This is a genomic window from Nocardia sp. JCM 38205, from assembly GCF_058222935.1.
In genome coordinates this window covers 360,203-377,416 of record NZ_JBYHFL010000006.1, presented here as the reverse complement: position 1 = coordinate 377,416, position 17,214 = coordinate 360,203, and the positions used below count along the sequence as shown (strand labels likewise).

The following is a 17,214-nucleotide window of genomic DNA, read 5'->3' as shown; positions in this document are numbered from 1 at the left end:
GTGACGTCAGTTCCCGCTGAATCGCACACCCCGCGCGGCCCCTGCCGCTGAACGGACGTTTGCGGCGAAACCGTACAGCGGACGAGAGGCAGACTCACGTGGCGTCGAACGAACACACCGGTGGTTCCATCGAAGACCTGCTGATACGCAGCGGACGATTCTTCACTCCCGGCGACATCTCACCGGATCGCCGCACGGTCACCAGGGAAGGCGGCCGCGAAGGCGACGTCTTCTACCGCGACCGCTGGAGCCACGACAAGGTCGTCCGCTCGACCCACGGCGTCAACTGCACCGGCTCCTGCTCGTGGAAGATCTACGTCAAAGACGACATCATCACCTGGGAAACCCAGGAAACCGACTACCCGTCCGTCGGACCCGATCGCCCCGAATACGAACCACGCGGCTGCCCGCGCGGCGCCGCATTCTCCTGGTACACCTACTCACCCACCCGCGTGCGCTATCCCTACGTGCGCGGCGTCCTGCTCGACCTCTACCGCGCCGCGAAAGCAGAACACGGCGACCCGGTGACGGCATGGGCCGCGATCCAGACCGACCCCGCCCGGCGAAGCAGCTACCAGCAGGTCAGAGGCAAAGGCGGACTGGTACGGGTGAGCTGGGAGGAAGCCACCGAGATCATCGCCGCCGCGCACGTGCACACCATCAAGACCTACGGCCCGGACCGGATCGCCGGATTCTCGCCGATCCCCGCCATGTCGATGGTGTCGTTCGCGGCGGGTTCGCGCTTCGTCGAACTGCTCGGCGGGGTGATGACCTCCTTCTACGACTGGTACGCCGACCTGCCCGTCGCCTCACCGCAGGTCTTCGGCGACCAGACCGACGTCCCGGAATCCGGGGACTGGTGGGACGCCGCGTATCTGATGATGTGGGGCTCCAATGTGCCCGTCACCCGCACCCCGGACGCGCATTGGATGGCGGAGGTGCGCTACCGCGGCACCAAGGTGGTCAGCGTCAGCCCCGATTACGCCGACAACACGAAGTTCGCCGACGAATGGATGCCGTGCGCGGCGGGCACCGACGGTGCGATGGCGATGGCGATGGGGCATGTCATCGCCACCGAATACTTCGTGCGACGGCGTGAACCGTTCTTCGTCGACTACGTTCGCCGCTACACCGACCTGCCGTTCCTGATCAAGCTGGAGGAGCGCGACGGACGGCTGGTACCTGGCAAGAACCTGACCGCCGCCGATCTGGGGGAGAGCTTCGAGAACGCCGCCTTCAAACCGGTCCTGCTGGACGGCGCCACCGGTGAACCCGCGGTGCCGCATGGCTCGCTCGGGTTCCGTTTCGGCGCCGAGGGCGTCGGTAAATGGAACCTCGACCTCGGCGATCTGGTGCCCGCGCTGACGGTCGCCGCGCGCGACGGCGACACCGCCGTCATCACGTTGCCGCGGTTCGACAGCCTCGACGGCCGCGGCAGCACCATCGAGCGCGGTGTTCCGGTGCGCAGCGTGGCCGGCCACCGGGTCTGCACGGTCTTCGACCTGATGCTGGCCCAATACGGCGTGGCACGACAGGGCCTGCCGGGACGATGGCCCAGCGGTTACGACGACCCCGATTCACCCTGCACGCCGGCCTGGCAGGAGCCGATCACCGGCGTCTCCGCCGCTCAGGTGATCCGCATCGCCCGCGAATTCGCCGACAACGCCATCGCATCCGGTGGGCGCTCGATGATCATCATGGGCGCGGGCATCTGCCAGTGGTTCCACGGTGACGCCACCTACCGCGCCATCCTGAGCCTGCTGCTGCTGACCGGATCGATGGGCCGCAACGGCGGCGGGTGGGCCCATTACGTCGGGCAGGAGAAGTGCAGGCCGGTGACGGGCTGGGCAACCGTCGCCATGGGCACCGACTGGCATCGGCCGCCTCGCCAGATGGCGGGTACCTCGTACTGGTACGTGCACACCGACCAGTGGCGTTACGACGGCTACCGCGCCGACGCCCTGGCCGCGCCGACCGGCCGCGGCAGGTTCCGCAGTAAACACACCATGGACGTGCTGGCCTCGGCCGCCGCGATGGGCTGGACCCCGTTCTATCCCCAATTCGACCGCTCCACCCTGGAATTGGCCGACGAGGCCCGCGCGGCCGGCGCCGACCCGGCGGCGTACGTGACGCAGCGATTGGCCGATGGGGAGCTGACGTTCGCGCTCGCCGACCCGGACGCCCCGCAGAACTGGCCGCGGGTGTTGAGCGTGTGGCGGGCCAATCTGCTCGGATCCTCCAGCAAAGGCAACGAGTACTTCCTGCGGCATCTGCTGGGGACGACGTCGAATGTGCAAGCCGAACCGGCCGGACCACATCTGCGCCCCGCCGACGTCACCTGGCACGAGCAGGCCCCCGAGGGCAAGCTCGATCTGCTGATGTCGATCGACTTCCGGATGACCTCGACCACGATGCTGTCCGATGTGGTGCTGCCCGCGGCCACCTGGTACGAGAAATCGGACCTGTCCAGCACCGATATGCACCCCTACATTCACGCCTTCACCCCCGCCATCGACCCGCCGTGGGAGGCGCGCTCGGATTTCGACGCCTTCGCCGCGATAGCCCGCCGCTTCTCCGTCATGGCCGAGAAACACCTGGGCAAGCGCACCGATCTGGTGCTCGGGACGTTGCAGCACGATACGCCCGGTGCGATGGCCTATCCCGGTGGTGCCGAGAAGGATTGGCGAACCACCCGGGTGGCGCCGGTGCCCGGCGCGACGATGGGGCCGCTGGTCGCGGTCGAGCGCGACTATCCGGCGCTGGCGCAGCAGTGGGCGGCGCTCGGTCCGCTCGTCGAATCGGCGGGCCTGACCACCAAAGGCGTGACGGTGCACCCGGATCAGGAGGTCGCCGAGCTCGCCCGTAAGCACGGTGTGATGAATTCCGGTGTGGCGGCGGGCCGTCCGGCCCTGGATAGTGCCGAGAAGATGGCCGAGACGATCCTCGCGCTCTCCGGCACCTCGAACGGCAGGCTCGCCGTACAGGGGTTTCGCGAGCTCGAAAAGCGCACCGGGCGCCCGCTCGCCCATCTGGCCGAGGGCAGCGAGGAGCGCCGGATCACCTTCGCCGACACCCAGGCCCGTCCGGTGCCGGTGATCACCAGCCCGGAGTGGTCCGGCAGTGAGACCGGCGGACGACGGTACGCGCCGTTCACGGTGAATATCGAACAGCTCAAACCATTCCACACGCTCACCGGCCGCATGCATTTCTATCTCGATCACGACTGGATCGAGGAGCTGGGTGAACAGTTGCCGATCTACCGGCCGCCACTGGATATGGCGCTGTTGTTCGAGGAGCCCCGGCTGGGGTCCGGCCGCGACGGTGTCGGGCTGACGGTGCGCTATCTGACACCGCATTCCAAATGGTCGATCCACTCCGAATATCAGGACAACCTGCTGATGCTGTCCTTGTCGCGGGGTGGTCCGACGATGTGGATGAGCCCCGGCGACGCGGCGAAGATCGGTGTCGCCGACAACGACTGGGTGGAGGCGGTCAACCGCAACGGCGTGCTGGTGTGCCGCGCCATCGTCTCCCATCGGATGCCCGAGGGCGTGGTCTATGTCCATCACGCCCAGGAACGCACCATCGACGTACCGCTCACCGAAACCACCGGCAATCGCGGCGGCATCCACAATTCACTGACCCGGCTGCTGATCAAACCGTCCCACCTGGCCGGCGGCTACGCGCAGACCTCGTTCGCTTTCAACTATCTGGGCCCGACCGGCAATCAACGCGATGAGGTGACCGTGGTGCGTCGCCGCAGCCAGGAGGTGAGGTACTGATGAAGGTGATGGCGCAGCTGGCGATGGTGATGAACCTCGACAAATGCATCGGCTGCCATACCTGTTCGGTGACCTGCAAACAGGCATGGACGAACCGTTCGGGCACCGAGTACGTGTGGTTCAACAACGTGGAAACCCGCCCGGGACAAGGCTATCCACGAACTTACGAGGATCAGCGACGCTGGCGCGGCGGCTGGGTCATCGACCGTAAGGGCCGCCTGCGATTGCGCGACGGCGGTAGGCTCGCCAAGCTCGCGCGCATCTTCTCCAACCCGAAGATGCCCGCCATGGACGACTACTACGAGCCGTGGACCTACGACTACGACAACCTCACCAACGCACCGCTGGGTGATCAGATGCCCGTCGCGCCGCCGCGCAGCTTGCTCACCGGTGAACGGATGAAGGTCGGCTGGTCGGCCAACTGGGACGACGACCTCGCCGGCTCACCGGAGATCGTGCCGGGCGATCCCGTCCTCGCGCAGGTCAGCGAGAAGATCCGGCTCGAGCTGGAACAGACCTTCATGTTCTATCTGCCCCGGATCTGCGAACACTGCCTCAACCCGGCCTGTGTGGCGTCGTGCCCGTCGGGGGCGATGTACAAGCGCACCGAGGACGGCATCGTGCTGGTGGATCAGGACAAATGCCGGGGCTGGCGGATGTGTGTATCCGGATGCCCCTACAAGAAGGTGTATTTCAACCACAAGACCGGCAAGGCCGAGAAATGCACCTTCTGTTATCCGCGCGTGGAGGTCGGCATCCCCACGGTGTGCGCGGAAACCTGTGTGGGCCGGCTGCGCTACATCGGACTGATGCTCTACGACGTGGACAAGGTGCTCGCCGCCGCGTCCGTCGCCGATGACCGCGACCTCTACCGAGCGCAGCTCGACACGTTGCTCGATCCCAGCGATCCGGAGGTCGTCGCGGGCGCCCGCGCCCAAGGCATCCCGGACAGCTGGATCGAGGCCGCGCGACGCTCGCCCGTCTACGCCCTGATCACGAAATACCGGGTGGCGCTGCCCTTGCATCCGGAATACCGGACCATGCCGATGGTCTGGTACGTGCCACCGCTGTCGCCGGTGGTGGACGCGGTCAGCCGGGACGGCCACGACGGCGAAGACGCCGGCAACCTGTTCGGTGCGCTGGAAGCCCTGCGGATACCCATGGAATACCTGGCGGGCCTGTTCACCGCGGGCGATACCGAGGTGGTCGCCAACGTGCTGCGCAAGCTGGCCGCGATGCGCTCGTATATGCGCGACATCAACCTGGGTCGTGAGCCGCAGGGCAGTATTCCGGCGGCGGTCGGGATGAGCGAGGAGCAGATCTATGAGATGTACCGGCTGCTCGCGTTGGCGAAATACGAAGACCGGTATGTGATTCCGTCCGCCTACGCCGAGGAAGGGCATCGGCTCGAGGAGGCGGTCAGCGACTGCGCGCTGGATTTCGACGGCGGGCCGGGCATGTACGGGGAGGGGCCGTTCGGGGAATCCAGCGGGGGACCGGTACCGGTCGCGGTGGAGACATTTCACGCGTTGCGCCAACGCCAGACCAGTGAATCCTTCGGCGCGACCGCGCGCAATCCCTCCCGGGTCAATCTGCTCAACTGGGACGGCAATGGCGTTCCCGAGGGCATGTTCCCGCAGCGCAACGGCCACCGGGGGACGGACCGATGAGGTGGCGGCGCCACCATGACAACCGGGCCGCGCATCGACTGGTGTGGCAATCGGCCTCGCTGCTACTGGCCTACCCGGACGACGCGCAGTCCGCGCGGCTCGCCACCGTCGAGACCTTGTGCGATCGGCTCGGTGATGAGCGCGCCGAACCACTGCGTGCGACCGTCGGATATCTGCGGCGAACAGCGTTGTCGGAGGCGGCGCGGCACTACGTCGACACCTTCGACCTGCAACGACGCACGACCTTGCTGCTGACCTACTGGACCGACGGCGACACCCGCAACCGCGGCACAGCCATGCTCGCCTTCGCGCAGGCCTATCGGGCGGCCGGTGCCGCACCGCCGAAGGGGGAGGCCCCGGACCACCTGGCCGTCGTGCTCGAATTCGCCGCCACCGTCGACCCGCACACCGGCGGCGAGCTGCTCACAGCGCACCGTCCGGCAATCGACGCGGTGCATACCGCCCTCGCCGAACGGCGCTCGCCCTACGCCGGTGTCCTCGGTGCGGTGGCCGCGACTCTGCCCGCCGCAACTGATCAGGACGTGCGCCGGGCTCGCGAACTGGTGGCGGCGGGCCCGCCCGCCGAGCAGGTCGGGCTGCAACCGTTCACGCTGACCGTGCCACCACGCCGCGCCGCACCAGAACGAGGAGGTCGCTGATCATGTCCGCCGGAGAGATCTTCTGGGACGTGATTCCCTATGTGACACTGGCGATCCTGGCCGTGGGGACCTGGTGGCGCTACCGCTACGACAAATTCGGCTGGACCACCCGGTCCTCCCAGCTGTACGAGAGCAAGCTGCTGCGGATCGGCAGCCCACTGTTCCACTTCGGCATTCTCGTCGTGATCGTCGGGCACATCATCGGATTGGTGATCCCGCAATCGTGGACCGATGCCCTCGGCCTGAGCGAACACGCCTATCACGTGCAGGCCTTGACCCTCGGAACCATCGCCGGTGTCGCCACCCTGACCGGCGCGGCGCTGCTGGTCTACCGGCGCCGCGCCACCGGCCCGGTCTTCACCGCGACCACGTGGAACGACAAACTGATGTACGTCGTGCTGATCGCGGCCATCGTGGCCGGCCTCGCGACGACGCTGATGGGATCGGGCGTGATCGGCGAGGAACACAACTACCGCGAGACCGTCTCGCCGTGGTTCCGGTCGATCTGGATCCTGCAACCGCGCGGCGACCTGATGGCGCAGGCGCCGCTGTCGTTCCACATCCACGTCCTCATCGCGTTGACGCTGTTCGCGCTGTGGCCGTTCACCCGCCTGGTGCACGCGTTCAGCGCGCCCGTGGCCTACCTGTTCCGGCCCTACATCGTCTACCGCAGTCGTGGACATGCCCGTCCGGGGGAGCTGGTGGGTTCGCGGCCGCAGCGGCGCGGCTGGTGAGCGAGGCGGGGCGGGCCGAGCACAAGCGGCGGCGCCCCGGTCGCGGCTCACCCGGCGAGTGCGCGGCGGGCATAGGCTCGGACGTCGGCGTCGGGGTCGTCGACGGCCTGTTTCAACGCGATCCGCGCCGCATCCAGGCTCGCCCAGCTCGACAGCGCCAGGACCGCGGCCTTGCGCACATCCAGATGCGGATCCGACAGCGCCTCGGTCAACGCGGGCAGGGCGAGCTCCGGGTCGGCGCCCGCCAGTCCGCGCGCCGCGCCGACGCGCACCTGCCAGGCCGAATGACCCAGCGCGGCGACGAGTTCGGTGGCCGAGTCGATATCGGTCCCCAGTGCGGCGTACGCCGCGAGCGCCGCCGCGCGCACCAGCGGGTCACGGTCGGCGGCCAGGGCGCGGATGGCCTCGGCGCCGGTGCCGATGGTGGCCAGGCCCTGGGCGACCGCGATCCGCACCTCCCGGTTCGCATCGCCGGCGAGGGCGGCCACGGCCGGACCGTCGTCGAGGGAGACCAGCGCGCGCACCGCCTCGATCCGCACCCGATGATCGGGATCGGCGAGCGCGGCACCGAAGTGCGCGGCGGTTCCGGCGCGCAGCGCCCGCAGCAGATCGACGACGGTGGCGCGGACCACCGGATCGGCGGAGCGCAATCGCTGTGCCAAACCGTCGGCCGAGGGCAGCACCTCGACCAGTTCACGCAATCCGGCCGCGGCCGCGGCGCGCACGGACGCGGCGTCGTCGTCGAGTGCGTCGATCAAGACGCCGGCGAACCCGTCCGGGGTGTGCTCGGTGAGCACCGATAGGGCGGCCACCCGGACCACGGGGTCGGCATCGGACAGATACTCCGCCAGTTGCGCCACCGTCGGTGCGTCCAACCCGAGCAGGGTGACCAGGCGCGGGGAGGGCGGTGCGGCCGGTTCCTTCTCGACGGTCACCACGGTCGCTGCCGAAGGCGCGCGGCGCGCGACCAGTTCCGGCTGCTCGACGACTTCGATCGCGGCATCGGCCGACGGCAGGTCGTCCAGCCCAGGCACCGGCACGAGGTACGGCGCCACCGGACGCTTCAGGAACTCCATGTCGCCGTCGGCGGTTTTGCGCAGATTCAGGTGGTAGCGCCAGCCCACATCATCGCGCTCGGGCAGGTCGGCGCGCTCGTGATAGAGCCCCCATCGCGATTCGGTGCGGGTGAGCGAACTGCGGGCCGCCATCTCCGCGCAGTCGCGGATGAACGACACCTCCACCGCACGCATCAGCTCGTGTGGGGTGCGCGCGCCCATCTCGGCGATCTCCCCGCGCATCCGTTGGAAGGTTTCCACCGCGATCGAGAGTTTGGCGGCGGTCTTGGGTGGGGCCACATAGTCGTTGACGAAACGGCGCAGCTTGTATTCGACCTGCGGCTGCGGTGGCCCGTCCGGGTGGCGCAGCGGCCGGTAGATCAGCTCGTGCGCCTCGGCGAGCTGCTCCTGCGGAAGCTGCTGCGGTGCCGCCACCTCGGTGAGCGTGGAGGCGGCGTGTGCCCCGGCGAGATCGCCGAAGACGAAGGCGCCGATCATGTAGTTGTGCGGAACGCAGGCCAGGTCGCCGGCGGCGTACAAGCCGGGAACGGTGGTGCGCGCGTTCTCGTCCACCCAGACGCCGGACGCGGAATGCCCACTGCACAAACCGATTTCGGAGATATGCATCTCGATATCGTGGGTGCGGTAGTCGTGGCCGCGGTTGGCGTGGAAGGTGCCGCGGGTGGGCCGCTCGGTGGTGTGCAGGATCCCCTCCAGCGTCGTCAGCGTCTCCTCCGGCAGATGCGACACCTTGAGATAGATGGGTCCGCGCGCGGATTCGATCTCGCGCTTGACCTCCGACATCATCTGCCCCGACCAGTAGTCGGAATCCACGAAGCGTTCGCCCTCGGCATTGACCTGGTACCCGCCGAACGGGTTGGCCACGTATGCACATGCCGGTCCGTTGTAGTCCTTGATCAGCGGATTGATCTGGAAGCATTCGATGCCGCTGAGCTCGGCGCCGGCGTGATAGGCCATCGAGTAGCCGTCGCCGGCGTTGGTCGGATTCTCGTAGGTGCCGTACAGGTAGCCGGAGGCCGGCAGCCCGAGCCGCCCGCACGGCCCGGTCGCCAGGATGACCGCCTTCGCACCCACCGCGACGAACTCCCCGGTGCGGGTGTTCAGGGCCGCCGCGCCGACGGCCCGGCCATCGGCGGTGAGCACACGCACGGGCATCAGCCGGTTCTCGATCCGGATCCGTTCCCGCATTTTGCGCTGGCGCAGCACCCGGTACAGCGCCTTCTTGACGTCCTTGCCCTCGGGCATCGGCAGCACATACGACCCGGACCGATGCACCCGCCGCACCGCGTATTCGCCGTATTCGTCCTTCTCGAACTTCACTCCGTAGCTCTCCAGCCGCTGCACCATGGCGAAACCGCGGGTCGCGGTCTGATAGACGGTGCGCTGGTCGACGATGCCGTCATTGGCGCGGGTGATCTCGGCGACGTAATCCTCCGGTTCGGCCTTTCCCGGGATGACGGCATTGTTGACCCCGTCCATTCCCATGGCCAGCGCACCGGAATGGCGCACATGCGCCTTCTCCAGCAGCAGCACATTGGCGCCCTGCTCGGCGGCGGTGAGGGCGGCCATCGTGCCCGCCGTTCCGCCGCCGATGACGAGCACATCGCAGTCCAGACGGACGGCGTCGGCGAGATCGGGTGCCGCGAACAAGGTCGGAGCGGTCACGTGAGAGCCTCCACGATCTGGGCGCGCTCGACCGGCCGGGCGGCGGCCGTGCGCGGATTCGGAACATCGATGACGGCGCGCAGCGGCTGCCCGGCCCGGCCGAGCACCGCGACCCGATCGCCGAGCAGCAGCGCCTCGTCCACGTCGTGGGTGACGAAGACGACGGTCGTCGGGTGCGTGCGCCAGGTATCGATGAGTAAGCGCTGCATGGTGTTTCGAGTTTGGGTGTCCAGTGCCCCGAACGGTTCGTCCATCATGACCGCGCGTGGTGCACCGGCCAGGCCGCGCGCGAGCTGGACCCGTTGCCGCATCCCGCCGGACAGGCTCTTGGGCAGGAAATCGGCGAATCCGGCCAGCCCGACCTCCTCGATCCAGCGGTCGGCGGACGCGCGGCGACCCGGTTTCGGCTCGCCGCGCAGCTTCAGCGCGAGCTCGATATTGGCGCGCACACTGCGCCAGGGCAGCAGCGCGTTGTCCTGGAAGACGACCGCGCGGTCACGGGAGGTCGTCGTCACCGGCTCGCCGTCGGCGAGCACCCGGCCGGAGTCGGGCGCCAGCAGTCCGGCGAACGCGCGCAGGACGGTGGATTTCCCGCATCCGGACGGTCCGGTGAGGACCAGGATTTCGCCGGGCCGCACCTCCAGGCTGAGCCGGCTGATCACCGGATCGCCGGTGTAGGACAGCGACACTTCGTCCAGGCGCAGACTCATGCCGGTGGTGATCGCGGTGGTCATCGCGCGTTCTCCGCTCCGCGCGGCAGCCAGCGGGTGACGCGGCGGCCGAGCAGTTCGATCGCCGCCGACGTCGCGAATCCGAGGACGCCGATGGTGATGATCCCGACGAACACACCCGGATAGTCGACGATGGTGTAGGCCTGCCAGGTCCGGTAACCGACACCGAGACGGCCCGAGATCATCTCCGCGGAGATGAGGCAGATCCACGCCACCCCGATACCGACCGACAGTCCGCCGAAAATCCCGGGCAGCGCGCCGGGAAACACCACACGCACCAGCACATCCCACCGGTTTCCGCCCAGGGTGCGCACCGAGTCCTCCCACAGCGTCGGCAGCGCGCGCACCGCATGGCGGGTACTGACCATGATCGGGAAGTAGGCCGCCAGCGAGGTGATGAAGACGATGCCCGCCTCGTCATCGGGGAACAGCAGAATCGCGATCGGCACCACCGCGATCGCGGGCACCGGCCGGGCGAGTTCGGTGAGCGGGCCGAGGATATCGGCGAACAGCCGGGACCGGCCGAGCGCGATGCCGCTGGCCACTCCGAGCACCGTCGCGACGGCGAAGCCGGTGAGGATGCGGATCAACGATTGCCCCAGATCCAAGTAGTAAACCTCGGTGCCCAGTTGGCGGCCGAACGCGGTGATGATCTCGGTGACCGTCGGCAGGGTGTCGAAGCGCAACCACAGGCGAACATCGTTGGCCGTCAACACTTGCCACAGCAGAACGGCGGCCAGCACCGAAACCGGACGCAGTGCCCGCGATGACCACACCGAGCCGGCCACCGAACTACGTCCGGTCACCGGTGTCGTGGTGGCCGGGGGCGCCGAGGGCGAACCCGATTCGATGCCATCGGTTGCGCCCGGGTGGGCGCCTGAGCCGACGGCCCCGGCCGACTCCCGGATTGCACGGGGGATGGCATCGGACGCGACGTCCGAGACGCGACGCTCTGCCGCAGGCTCGGCGACCGCCGGTGACTCGGCGTGTGACCGTGTCATGACCTGACCTCACTGACGGCCTGGTCGTAGCTCACCGGCTGCGCGCCGGGGTGGGCCTGGCGGTACCGGCCTGCCGCGGCCGCGGTGGTGAACGGCAGGAACGTCTCACCGTCACGCAGCCAGACCGCCTTGTCGGCGAACCAGCGGGTGCCGAGTTCGGTATCCACGATGTAGGCGGAGCGGATGGTCGCACCCTGTGACCGTGCGGTTTTCACCGCGCGCAGCAGTGCGGTGGCGTCGGCGGCGGGCTGGGTGGCGGTCTGCCCGTCCAGCCAGACTTCGGTGCCCGAACCGGTGGTCTGATTGGTGGTGTCGGCCAGGGCGCTGTCGTAATCGCGGCCGCCCCGGGCGGCGAAGGCGGCGCGGATGCGGGTGTCGTCGACGAAGGCGTCGATATCGAGGTCGGCGAAATCGCCGATCGACTTCAGATACCGCACATCGTCTTTGAACGCACTGATCAGACTCGGTTTGAGGGTGGTGTCGAAGGAGGTGCCGCCGGGCCCGTTGTACAGGTACACGACCTCCTGCGGCAGACCCGAACCCTCGGCGACGATGCGCGCGGCCTCCAGTGGTTCCCGCCACAGGAATTCGGTGGCGTCCAGCTGGGCCTGCAAGAAGGCGTCGACCACCTCCGGATGCTCGGCGGTGTACGCCTTGCGGGCGACCACGCCGTGGAAGGTGGGCACATTCAGCTCGGCGCCGTCGTAGAGCAGCTTCGCCTTGTCCTGGAACACCAGCAGCCCGGGCCACGCCACGAACTGCGACAGCGCGCTCACCTGACCCGACTCCAGCGCCGAGGCACCGACCTGCGGTTGCTGATTGAGAACCTCGACGCCGCCGACGGGGTCGATGCCCGCCCGGGTCAGCGCTTGCACCAGCGTGCCGTGCCCGGCCGAACCCACACTGGCCGAAACTTTCTGGCCGGCCAGGTCTTTCAACTCATCGGCAGGTGAGTCCGGCGCCACCACCACCATGTTCAACGCACCCTTGGGGTTGTATCCGGTGACGGAGATGAACTCGGTGCGCGAACGCTCGTTGGCCTGCGTGCGCGACCCGTTGATCAGCAGCGGGTAATCGCCCATCGAACCGATATCGATCTTCTCCGCCACCATCTGCGCGGTGATCGGCGCACCGGTGTCGTAGTCCTGCCATTCGACCTCGTACTTCGCGCCGCCACTATCGGTGATCTGCTGCAGGCGCTGTTCCAGATAGCCCTGGGCGCGCAGCAGCGTACCGGCGGTGACGGTGTTGATGGTCTTGGACTGATAGCCGATGACCACCTTGACCGTGTCGCCGGAGGTGGCCTCCTCGAGCGAGCATCCGGTGAGCGTGAACGCCGCCGCGGCGGCGACAGCGACCAGGCGTTTCCACTGTTTCATGATGTGAACTACCTCAGGAGATACGGCATGTTGACGGTGACGGCGCCGGTGGGGCAGCGGGCGGCGCAGGGGCCGCAGTACCAGCACTCGTCGACATGCATGAAGGCTTTGCCGTTGTCGGGATTGATGGCGAGTGAGTCGAGGGGACAGATCTCGACGCACAGCGTGCAGCCGGAGATGCACAGCGATTCGTCGATGGTCACGGGGATATCGGTGCGCTGGTTCGCCAGAGCCATCTAAAGGACCTTCCATTCGGGGATGCTGCGAGACAGGCTGCCGCGCATGGTGATCCGGTCACCGCGCATGCGGACGTACTCGAGATCGACCGGGGTGCCGTCCTCGAGGCGGGTGAGACGCTCGAGCATCAGCAGCGCGGCGCCTGCGGGGATGTCGAGGGTGGCCGCGGTGTGCGGATCGGCGCAGAGGGCTTCCACCGCGAGGTCGGCCGAGCCGAGCGACCGGCCGCTGATCTGCTCCAGCAGCACGAAGATGTCGGTGTGTTCCAGGTCGTGTTCGAGCACCGCGTCCCCGATGCCGGGCGCGAGGTAGGTGAGATCAAGGCTCAACGGTAGGTCCCCGAGGTAACGCAGGCGCTCGAGGTAGACCACCCGGGTACCCGGTGCCAGCGCCAGCCGGCGCGCCACGGCGGGCGGTGCGCTGATCCGGGTCGCGACCCTGACCTCATTGCGGACCACCCCGTGACCCTCGAAGGTCTCCTGCAACCCGAGCAGGGTGTCGAGGCCGTGGTCGAGTTTGCGGCCCGTCACCTTGGTGCCGACCCTGGGCGCGCGGTCGATCAGGCCCTCGTCCTGGAGCAGCGCCAGCGCCTCGCGCACGGTATTGCGGGAGGCCTGATGTTCGGCGGCCAGGACCTGCTCACCGGGCAGGGTGTCGGCGAACGCGCCGGTGTGGATCTGTTGGCGCACGATGTCGGCGACCCGGCGCGCATCGTCGGCCCGTAACCGGCGCACCGGAGAAGGCGACTCCGAGTTTCTGTCGCTGACCTGCATGAACAGCGACGATAGCGGCGATTCCGGCCGCCCTTTCGCCGCTGATCGTGCGGCTCGCGGCAGGTGTGCTGATTACGCCGGGTCGGTGGGTCGCGCGACCTGGGCAAACACGCGCGCCGAGCGCCATTGCGCCACCTTCGCCGGGCCCGGGACGGTTGTGATCACGCCGATTCCAATGAACGCCGCGGCGCGCGGATGTCCTCGCCCTCGGGGGTGAGTCCGAGCAACGCCGCCTGCACCTGACGCAATCGGTCGACGTCGCCGCGCAGACCGGTGACGTTGTCGCTGTAGAGGAAGGCCTCGGCGAGCCGGACCAGGGTGTAGGCCAGCAGCGAACGCTCCAGCGGTGGCCGGTAATCGTCCTGTTCTTCCGTGCGGGCGATCAGGTCCTCCACCGCGGCGACCACGCGCGGCTGCACCGGACCGTCGCCGGTGGTGAGGATGCGCAGACCGGCGATCGGCTCGTTCTCGAAATAGCGGCGGAACGGTTCGTTGCCCGCCATCCACCGGTTGACCCGGTAGAGCACGTCGAGGATCCGCTGGGCACCACTGGCCCGGCGGCGGGCATCCGCCCGTTCGATCAAATTCTCGAACTCACCGGCCAGCACCGCGCCGAGCACGCCGTCACGTGAACCGAACCAGCGATACACCGAGGCGCGGCTGAGCCGTAGTTTGGCCGCGATGGCCTGCACATCCACCCGCTCACCGGCCAGGAACGCCAGCCGCGCCAACTCCACGACCTCTTCTCGGGTCGCGGAGGCCGGACGCCCCGGTGGGCGGGATACGGTAGGTTCGTCGCTGGTCACCCAAGAATGATACATTCGGTAAGATATGTATCTAATGGGGGTGTCAGAACCAGGCGTCGCGCATCTCGAGTGTGGTGGTGTCGCGGGCGGCCAGCAGCTCGAGCTGAGGTGCGGTGCGGGGGAGTTCATAGCGGAAGAAGTACCGCGCCGCATGGCGTTTGCCGTCGTAGAAATCGCCCTCGCGTCCGGCGGCGGCCAGGGTCTGCTGCAACCAGATCCACGCGAGGGTGATGTGCCCGAACGCTTCCAGATAGATCGAACTGTTGGCGAGTGCGGCTTCGATGTCGCCGTCGGCGAACAGGCCTGCGGTCACCTCGACCAGTCGCTGCCACGACGATTCGAGCTGCGCACCCATTTCGGCGGGCTCACCGGCCTGTGCGCGGGCCTCGCCGATGGTCGCGCGGATCCGTTCGTCGAGCGCGCGCAGGCGCGCCCCGCCCTGCTGGGTGACCTTGCGCCCGAGCAGGTCCAGGCCCTGAATGCCGTGCGTACCTTCGTGAATCGGATTCAGCCGGTTGTCCCGGTAGTGCTGCTCGACGTTGTACTCGCGGGTGTAGCCGTAGCCGCCGTGCACCTGGATGGCCAGGCTGTTCGCCTCCAGGCACCACTGCGACGGCCAGCTCTTCGCGATGGGGGTGAGGATGTCCAGCAACAACGTCAGCGCGCGGCGTTCCTCATCGGAGGAGGCGGTGCGGTGCTCGTCGACCAGGCGTGCGCAGTAGAGCACCAACGCGAGCGCGCCTTCGGCATAGGCCTTCTGCGCGAGCAGCATTCGCTTCACATCGGCGTGCTCGACGATGGGCCGCTGCGGCGTGCTGGGATCGGCGGCACCCTTGGTCCGGCCCTGCGTGCGCGTGCGTGCGTACTCGAGCGATTCGAGATAACCCGTGTAGCCGAGTGCGGTGGCCACCAGGCCGACGCCGATGCGCGCCTCGTTCATCATCGTGAACATGTAGCTGAGCCCGCGGTGCTGCTCGCCGACCAGATAGCCGATCGCACCCGGTGCGCCGCCAGGGGTCCACTTGCCCTCGCCGAAGTTCAGCACCGTGTTCACGGTGCCGCGGTAGCCCATCTTGTGGTTGAGTCCGGCCAGCGCGACGTCGTTGCGTTCGCCGAGGGAGCCGTCGTCGCCGACGAGGAACCGGGGCACCACGAACAGTGAGATCCCCTTGGTCCCGGCCGGTCCACCGGGAATCTTCGCCAGCACCAGATGCACGATGTTCTCGCCCAGCTCGTGATCGCCGCCGGAAATCCACATCTTGGTGCCGAAGAGCCGATAGGTGCCGTCGGGCTGCGGCTCGGCGCGGGTGACGATATCGGCCAGCGACGAACCGGCCTGCGGTTCCGACAGGCACATGGTGCCGAAGAATCGGCCCTCCACCATCGGGCGAACGAATCGGTCGATGTGCTCGCGGCCATGGGTGAGCAGCAGGTTCGCATTGGCCATGGTGAGGAACGGATAGCCGGAGGTGCCTGGATTGGCGGCTTGGAACCAGGCGAAACTGGCCTGGGCGACGCTGGCCGGAAGCTGTGAACCGCCGAGTTCGTAGTCCATCGCGGCACCGGGGAGGCCGGCCTCCGCGAAGGCCCGCAGCGCGGCGCCCACCTCGGGAATGAGGGTGACGCGCTCACCGTCGAACGTCGGTTCGTTGGCATCGCCGAGCTTGTTGTGCGAGGCGAAGTACTTCGTCGCCAGCTGTTCGCTCAGATCGAGGACGGCGTCGAAGGTCTCCCGGGAATGCTCGGCGTAGCGCTTGCGCTCGGTGAGCCGCTCGACGTCGAGCCATTCGTAGAGCAGGAAGTCGAGATCACGCCGGGACAGGAGAGTAGACCGCATCGAGCATCCCTTCGGTACAAGTTGCCTCCTGTGTACCATACTGTGCGCGGTGGCACCCGGCCCGGTCGCCAGGGGAGCGTGACGACCGTCCGCGGCGAATCAGTCCGCGGCGGGCCCGTAGTTCAGGTGCACCACGCCGTTGTCGTAGACGTCGGTCGATACCAGGGTCAGCTTGGTGGTGGCGTCGTCGAAGAATCGCTCACCCGTGCCCAGGGCGATCGGATACACGAACAGGTGCAGATTGTCGACGAGGCCGTCCCGGAGCAGGGCACGGACCAGCCGGCCGCTGCCGCTGATGTAGAGGATGCCGTCGGTCTCGGCCTCGAGCTTGCGGATGACCTCCGGGTCGTACGGGCCGAGGCGGGTGCTGTTGGCCCACTCTACCGCGGGTTCCTGCGCACCGACGACGTACTTCATGGTGTCGTTGAAGAACGGCGCACCCGGATCGTCGTCGACCGTGCGCGTCGACCAGGCCGGTGCGAACATCTCGAAGGTGTTGCGCCCGAGCAGAATCCCGGTCGCGGCGCCGGTGATCTCGGCCAGTGTGTCGCCCATCTTCGGATCGAACCCGTAGGCGAAGGTGAAGCTCGGGTCGTCGTACATCCCGTCGAGGGAGATGAATTCGTGTACTGCGATGGTGCCCAAGGCGCTCCCTTTCGATGATCCCGCCGCCCCACCGCACGTGGTGCGGCTCGAAGTGTCCGGTCCGGCTCTGCCGGCGCGTCATGTGGTGCATCGACGGCCGGGGAGAGTCGGCGTTCTCGCCCGACGATAGGCGGTGCCGCTCCGGTGCGCGGAGGCTTTACCGCGATTCGCGGCCCCGATGGCCGCCGGGCGGCGGGTACGCCCGGCGGCCATCGCCTC

The 17,214-nt window shown here is 67.9% G+C and carries 13 protein-coding genes; 4 read left to right on the top strand and 9 right to left on the bottom strand.

The genetic code is table 11. The features are described from left to right. Window positions 1–98 precede the first annotated feature (98 nt). Genes AC4HOU_RS23430 through narI form a run of 4 tightly spaced genes read left to right on the top strand, consistent with a single transcriptional unit; the run spans window position 99 to window position 6,845 of the window. Window positions 99–3,782 carry a nitrate reductase subunit alpha gene (locus AC4HOU_RS23430; protein ID WP_490725290.1) on the top strand — a complete coding sequence of 1,228 codons (3,684 nt, stop codon included), beginning with the start codon at window positions 99–101 and terminating at the stop codon, window positions 3,780–3,782. Further along, a complete protein-coding gene (gene narH, locus AC4HOU_RS23425; RefSeq protein ID WP_195019237.1) occupies window positions 3,782–5,452 on the top strand; it encodes a nitrate reductase subunit beta in 1,671 nt (556 codons plus the stop codon). The genes AC4HOU_RS23430 and narH overlap by 1 nt, the downstream gene beginning before the upstream one ends. Then, entirely contained in the window at window positions 5,449–6,111 is a 663-nt protein-coding gene (narJ, locus tag AC4HOU_RS23420) for a nitrate reductase molybdenum cofactor assembly chaperone (RefSeq protein WP_195019238.1), read from the top strand. The genes narH and narJ overlap by 4 nt, the downstream gene beginning before the upstream one ends. A gap of 2 nt (window positions 6,112–6,113) precedes the next feature. Then, complete coding sequence (gene narI, locus AC4HOU_RS23415; RefSeq protein ID WP_195019239.1) at window positions 6,114–6,845, top strand: respiratory nitrate reductase subunit gamma; 732 nt, start codon at window positions 6,114–6,116, stop codon at window positions 6,843–6,845. 47 nt (window positions 6,846–6,892) lie between these two features. Here the strand turns inward: narI and AC4HOU_RS23410 are convergent, their stop codons facing one another. The 9 genes from AC4HOU_RS23410 to AC4HOU_RS23370 all read right to left on the bottom strand — a co-directional run bounded on the left by AC4HOU_RS23410 (window position 6,893) and on the right by AC4HOU_RS23370 (window position 16,995). Further along, a complete protein-coding gene (locus AC4HOU_RS23410) occupies window positions 6,893–9,586 on the bottom strand; it encodes a fumarate reductase/succinate dehydrogenase flavoprotein subunit (RefSeq protein ID WP_195019240.1) in 2,694 nt (897 codons plus the stop codon). Continuing rightward, a complete protein-coding gene (locus AC4HOU_RS23405) occupies window positions 9,583–10,320 on the bottom strand; it encodes an ABC transporter ATP-binding protein (RefSeq protein WP_194991536.1) in 738 nt (245 codons plus the stop codon). The genes AC4HOU_RS23410 and AC4HOU_RS23405 overlap by 4 nt, the downstream gene beginning before the upstream one ends. Then, window positions 10,317–11,123 (bottom strand): ABC transporter permease, encoded by an 807-nt coding sequence (locus AC4HOU_RS23400; RefSeq protein WP_324197293.1) that lies wholly within the window; start codon window positions 11,121–11,123, stop codon window positions 10,317–10,319. The genes AC4HOU_RS23405 and AC4HOU_RS23400 overlap by 4 nt, the downstream gene beginning before the upstream one ends. Window positions 11,124–11,314: 191 nt before the next feature. Further along, on the bottom strand, window positions 11,315–12,697 hold the full coding sequence (locus tag AC4HOU_RS23395) for an ABC transporter substrate-binding protein (RefSeq protein WP_490725289.1): 1,383 nt from the start codon (window positions 12,695–12,697) through the stop codon (window positions 11,315–11,317). A gap of 8 nt (window positions 12,698–12,705) precedes the next feature. Continuing rightward, window positions 12,706–12,933, bottom strand: a complete 228-nt coding sequence (locus tag AC4HOU_RS23390; protein WP_036536327.1) for a 4Fe-4S dicluster domain-containing protein — start codon at window positions 12,931–12,933, stop codon at window positions 12,706–12,708. Then, on the bottom strand, window positions 12,934–13,707 hold the full coding sequence (locus AC4HOU_RS23385) for a GntR family transcriptional regulator (RefSeq protein WP_195019242.1): 774 nt from the start codon (window positions 13,705–13,707) through the stop codon (window positions 12,934–12,936). A 161-nt stretch (window positions 13,708–13,868) separates the two neighbouring features. Beyond that, window positions 13,869–14,513: a QsdR family transcriptional regulator gene (locus tag AC4HOU_RS23380; RefSeq protein ID WP_280211681.1), complete on the bottom strand. Its 645-nt coding sequence runs from the start codon at window positions 14,511–14,513 to the stop codon at window positions 13,869–13,871. 43 nt (window positions 14,514–14,556) lie between these two features. Then, window positions 14,557–16,350 (bottom strand): acyl-CoA dehydrogenase, encoded by a 1,794-nt coding sequence (locus AC4HOU_RS23375; RefSeq protein WP_194991859.1) that lies wholly within the window; start codon window positions 16,348–16,350, stop codon window positions 14,557–14,559. Between the two features lie 99 nt (window positions 16,351–16,449). Then, on the bottom strand, window positions 16,450–16,995 hold the full coding sequence (locus AC4HOU_RS23370) for a dihydrofolate reductase family protein (RefSeq protein WP_195019243.1): 546 nt from the start codon (window positions 16,993–16,995) through the stop codon (window positions 16,450–16,452). Window positions 16,996–17,214 lie beyond the last annotated feature (219 nt).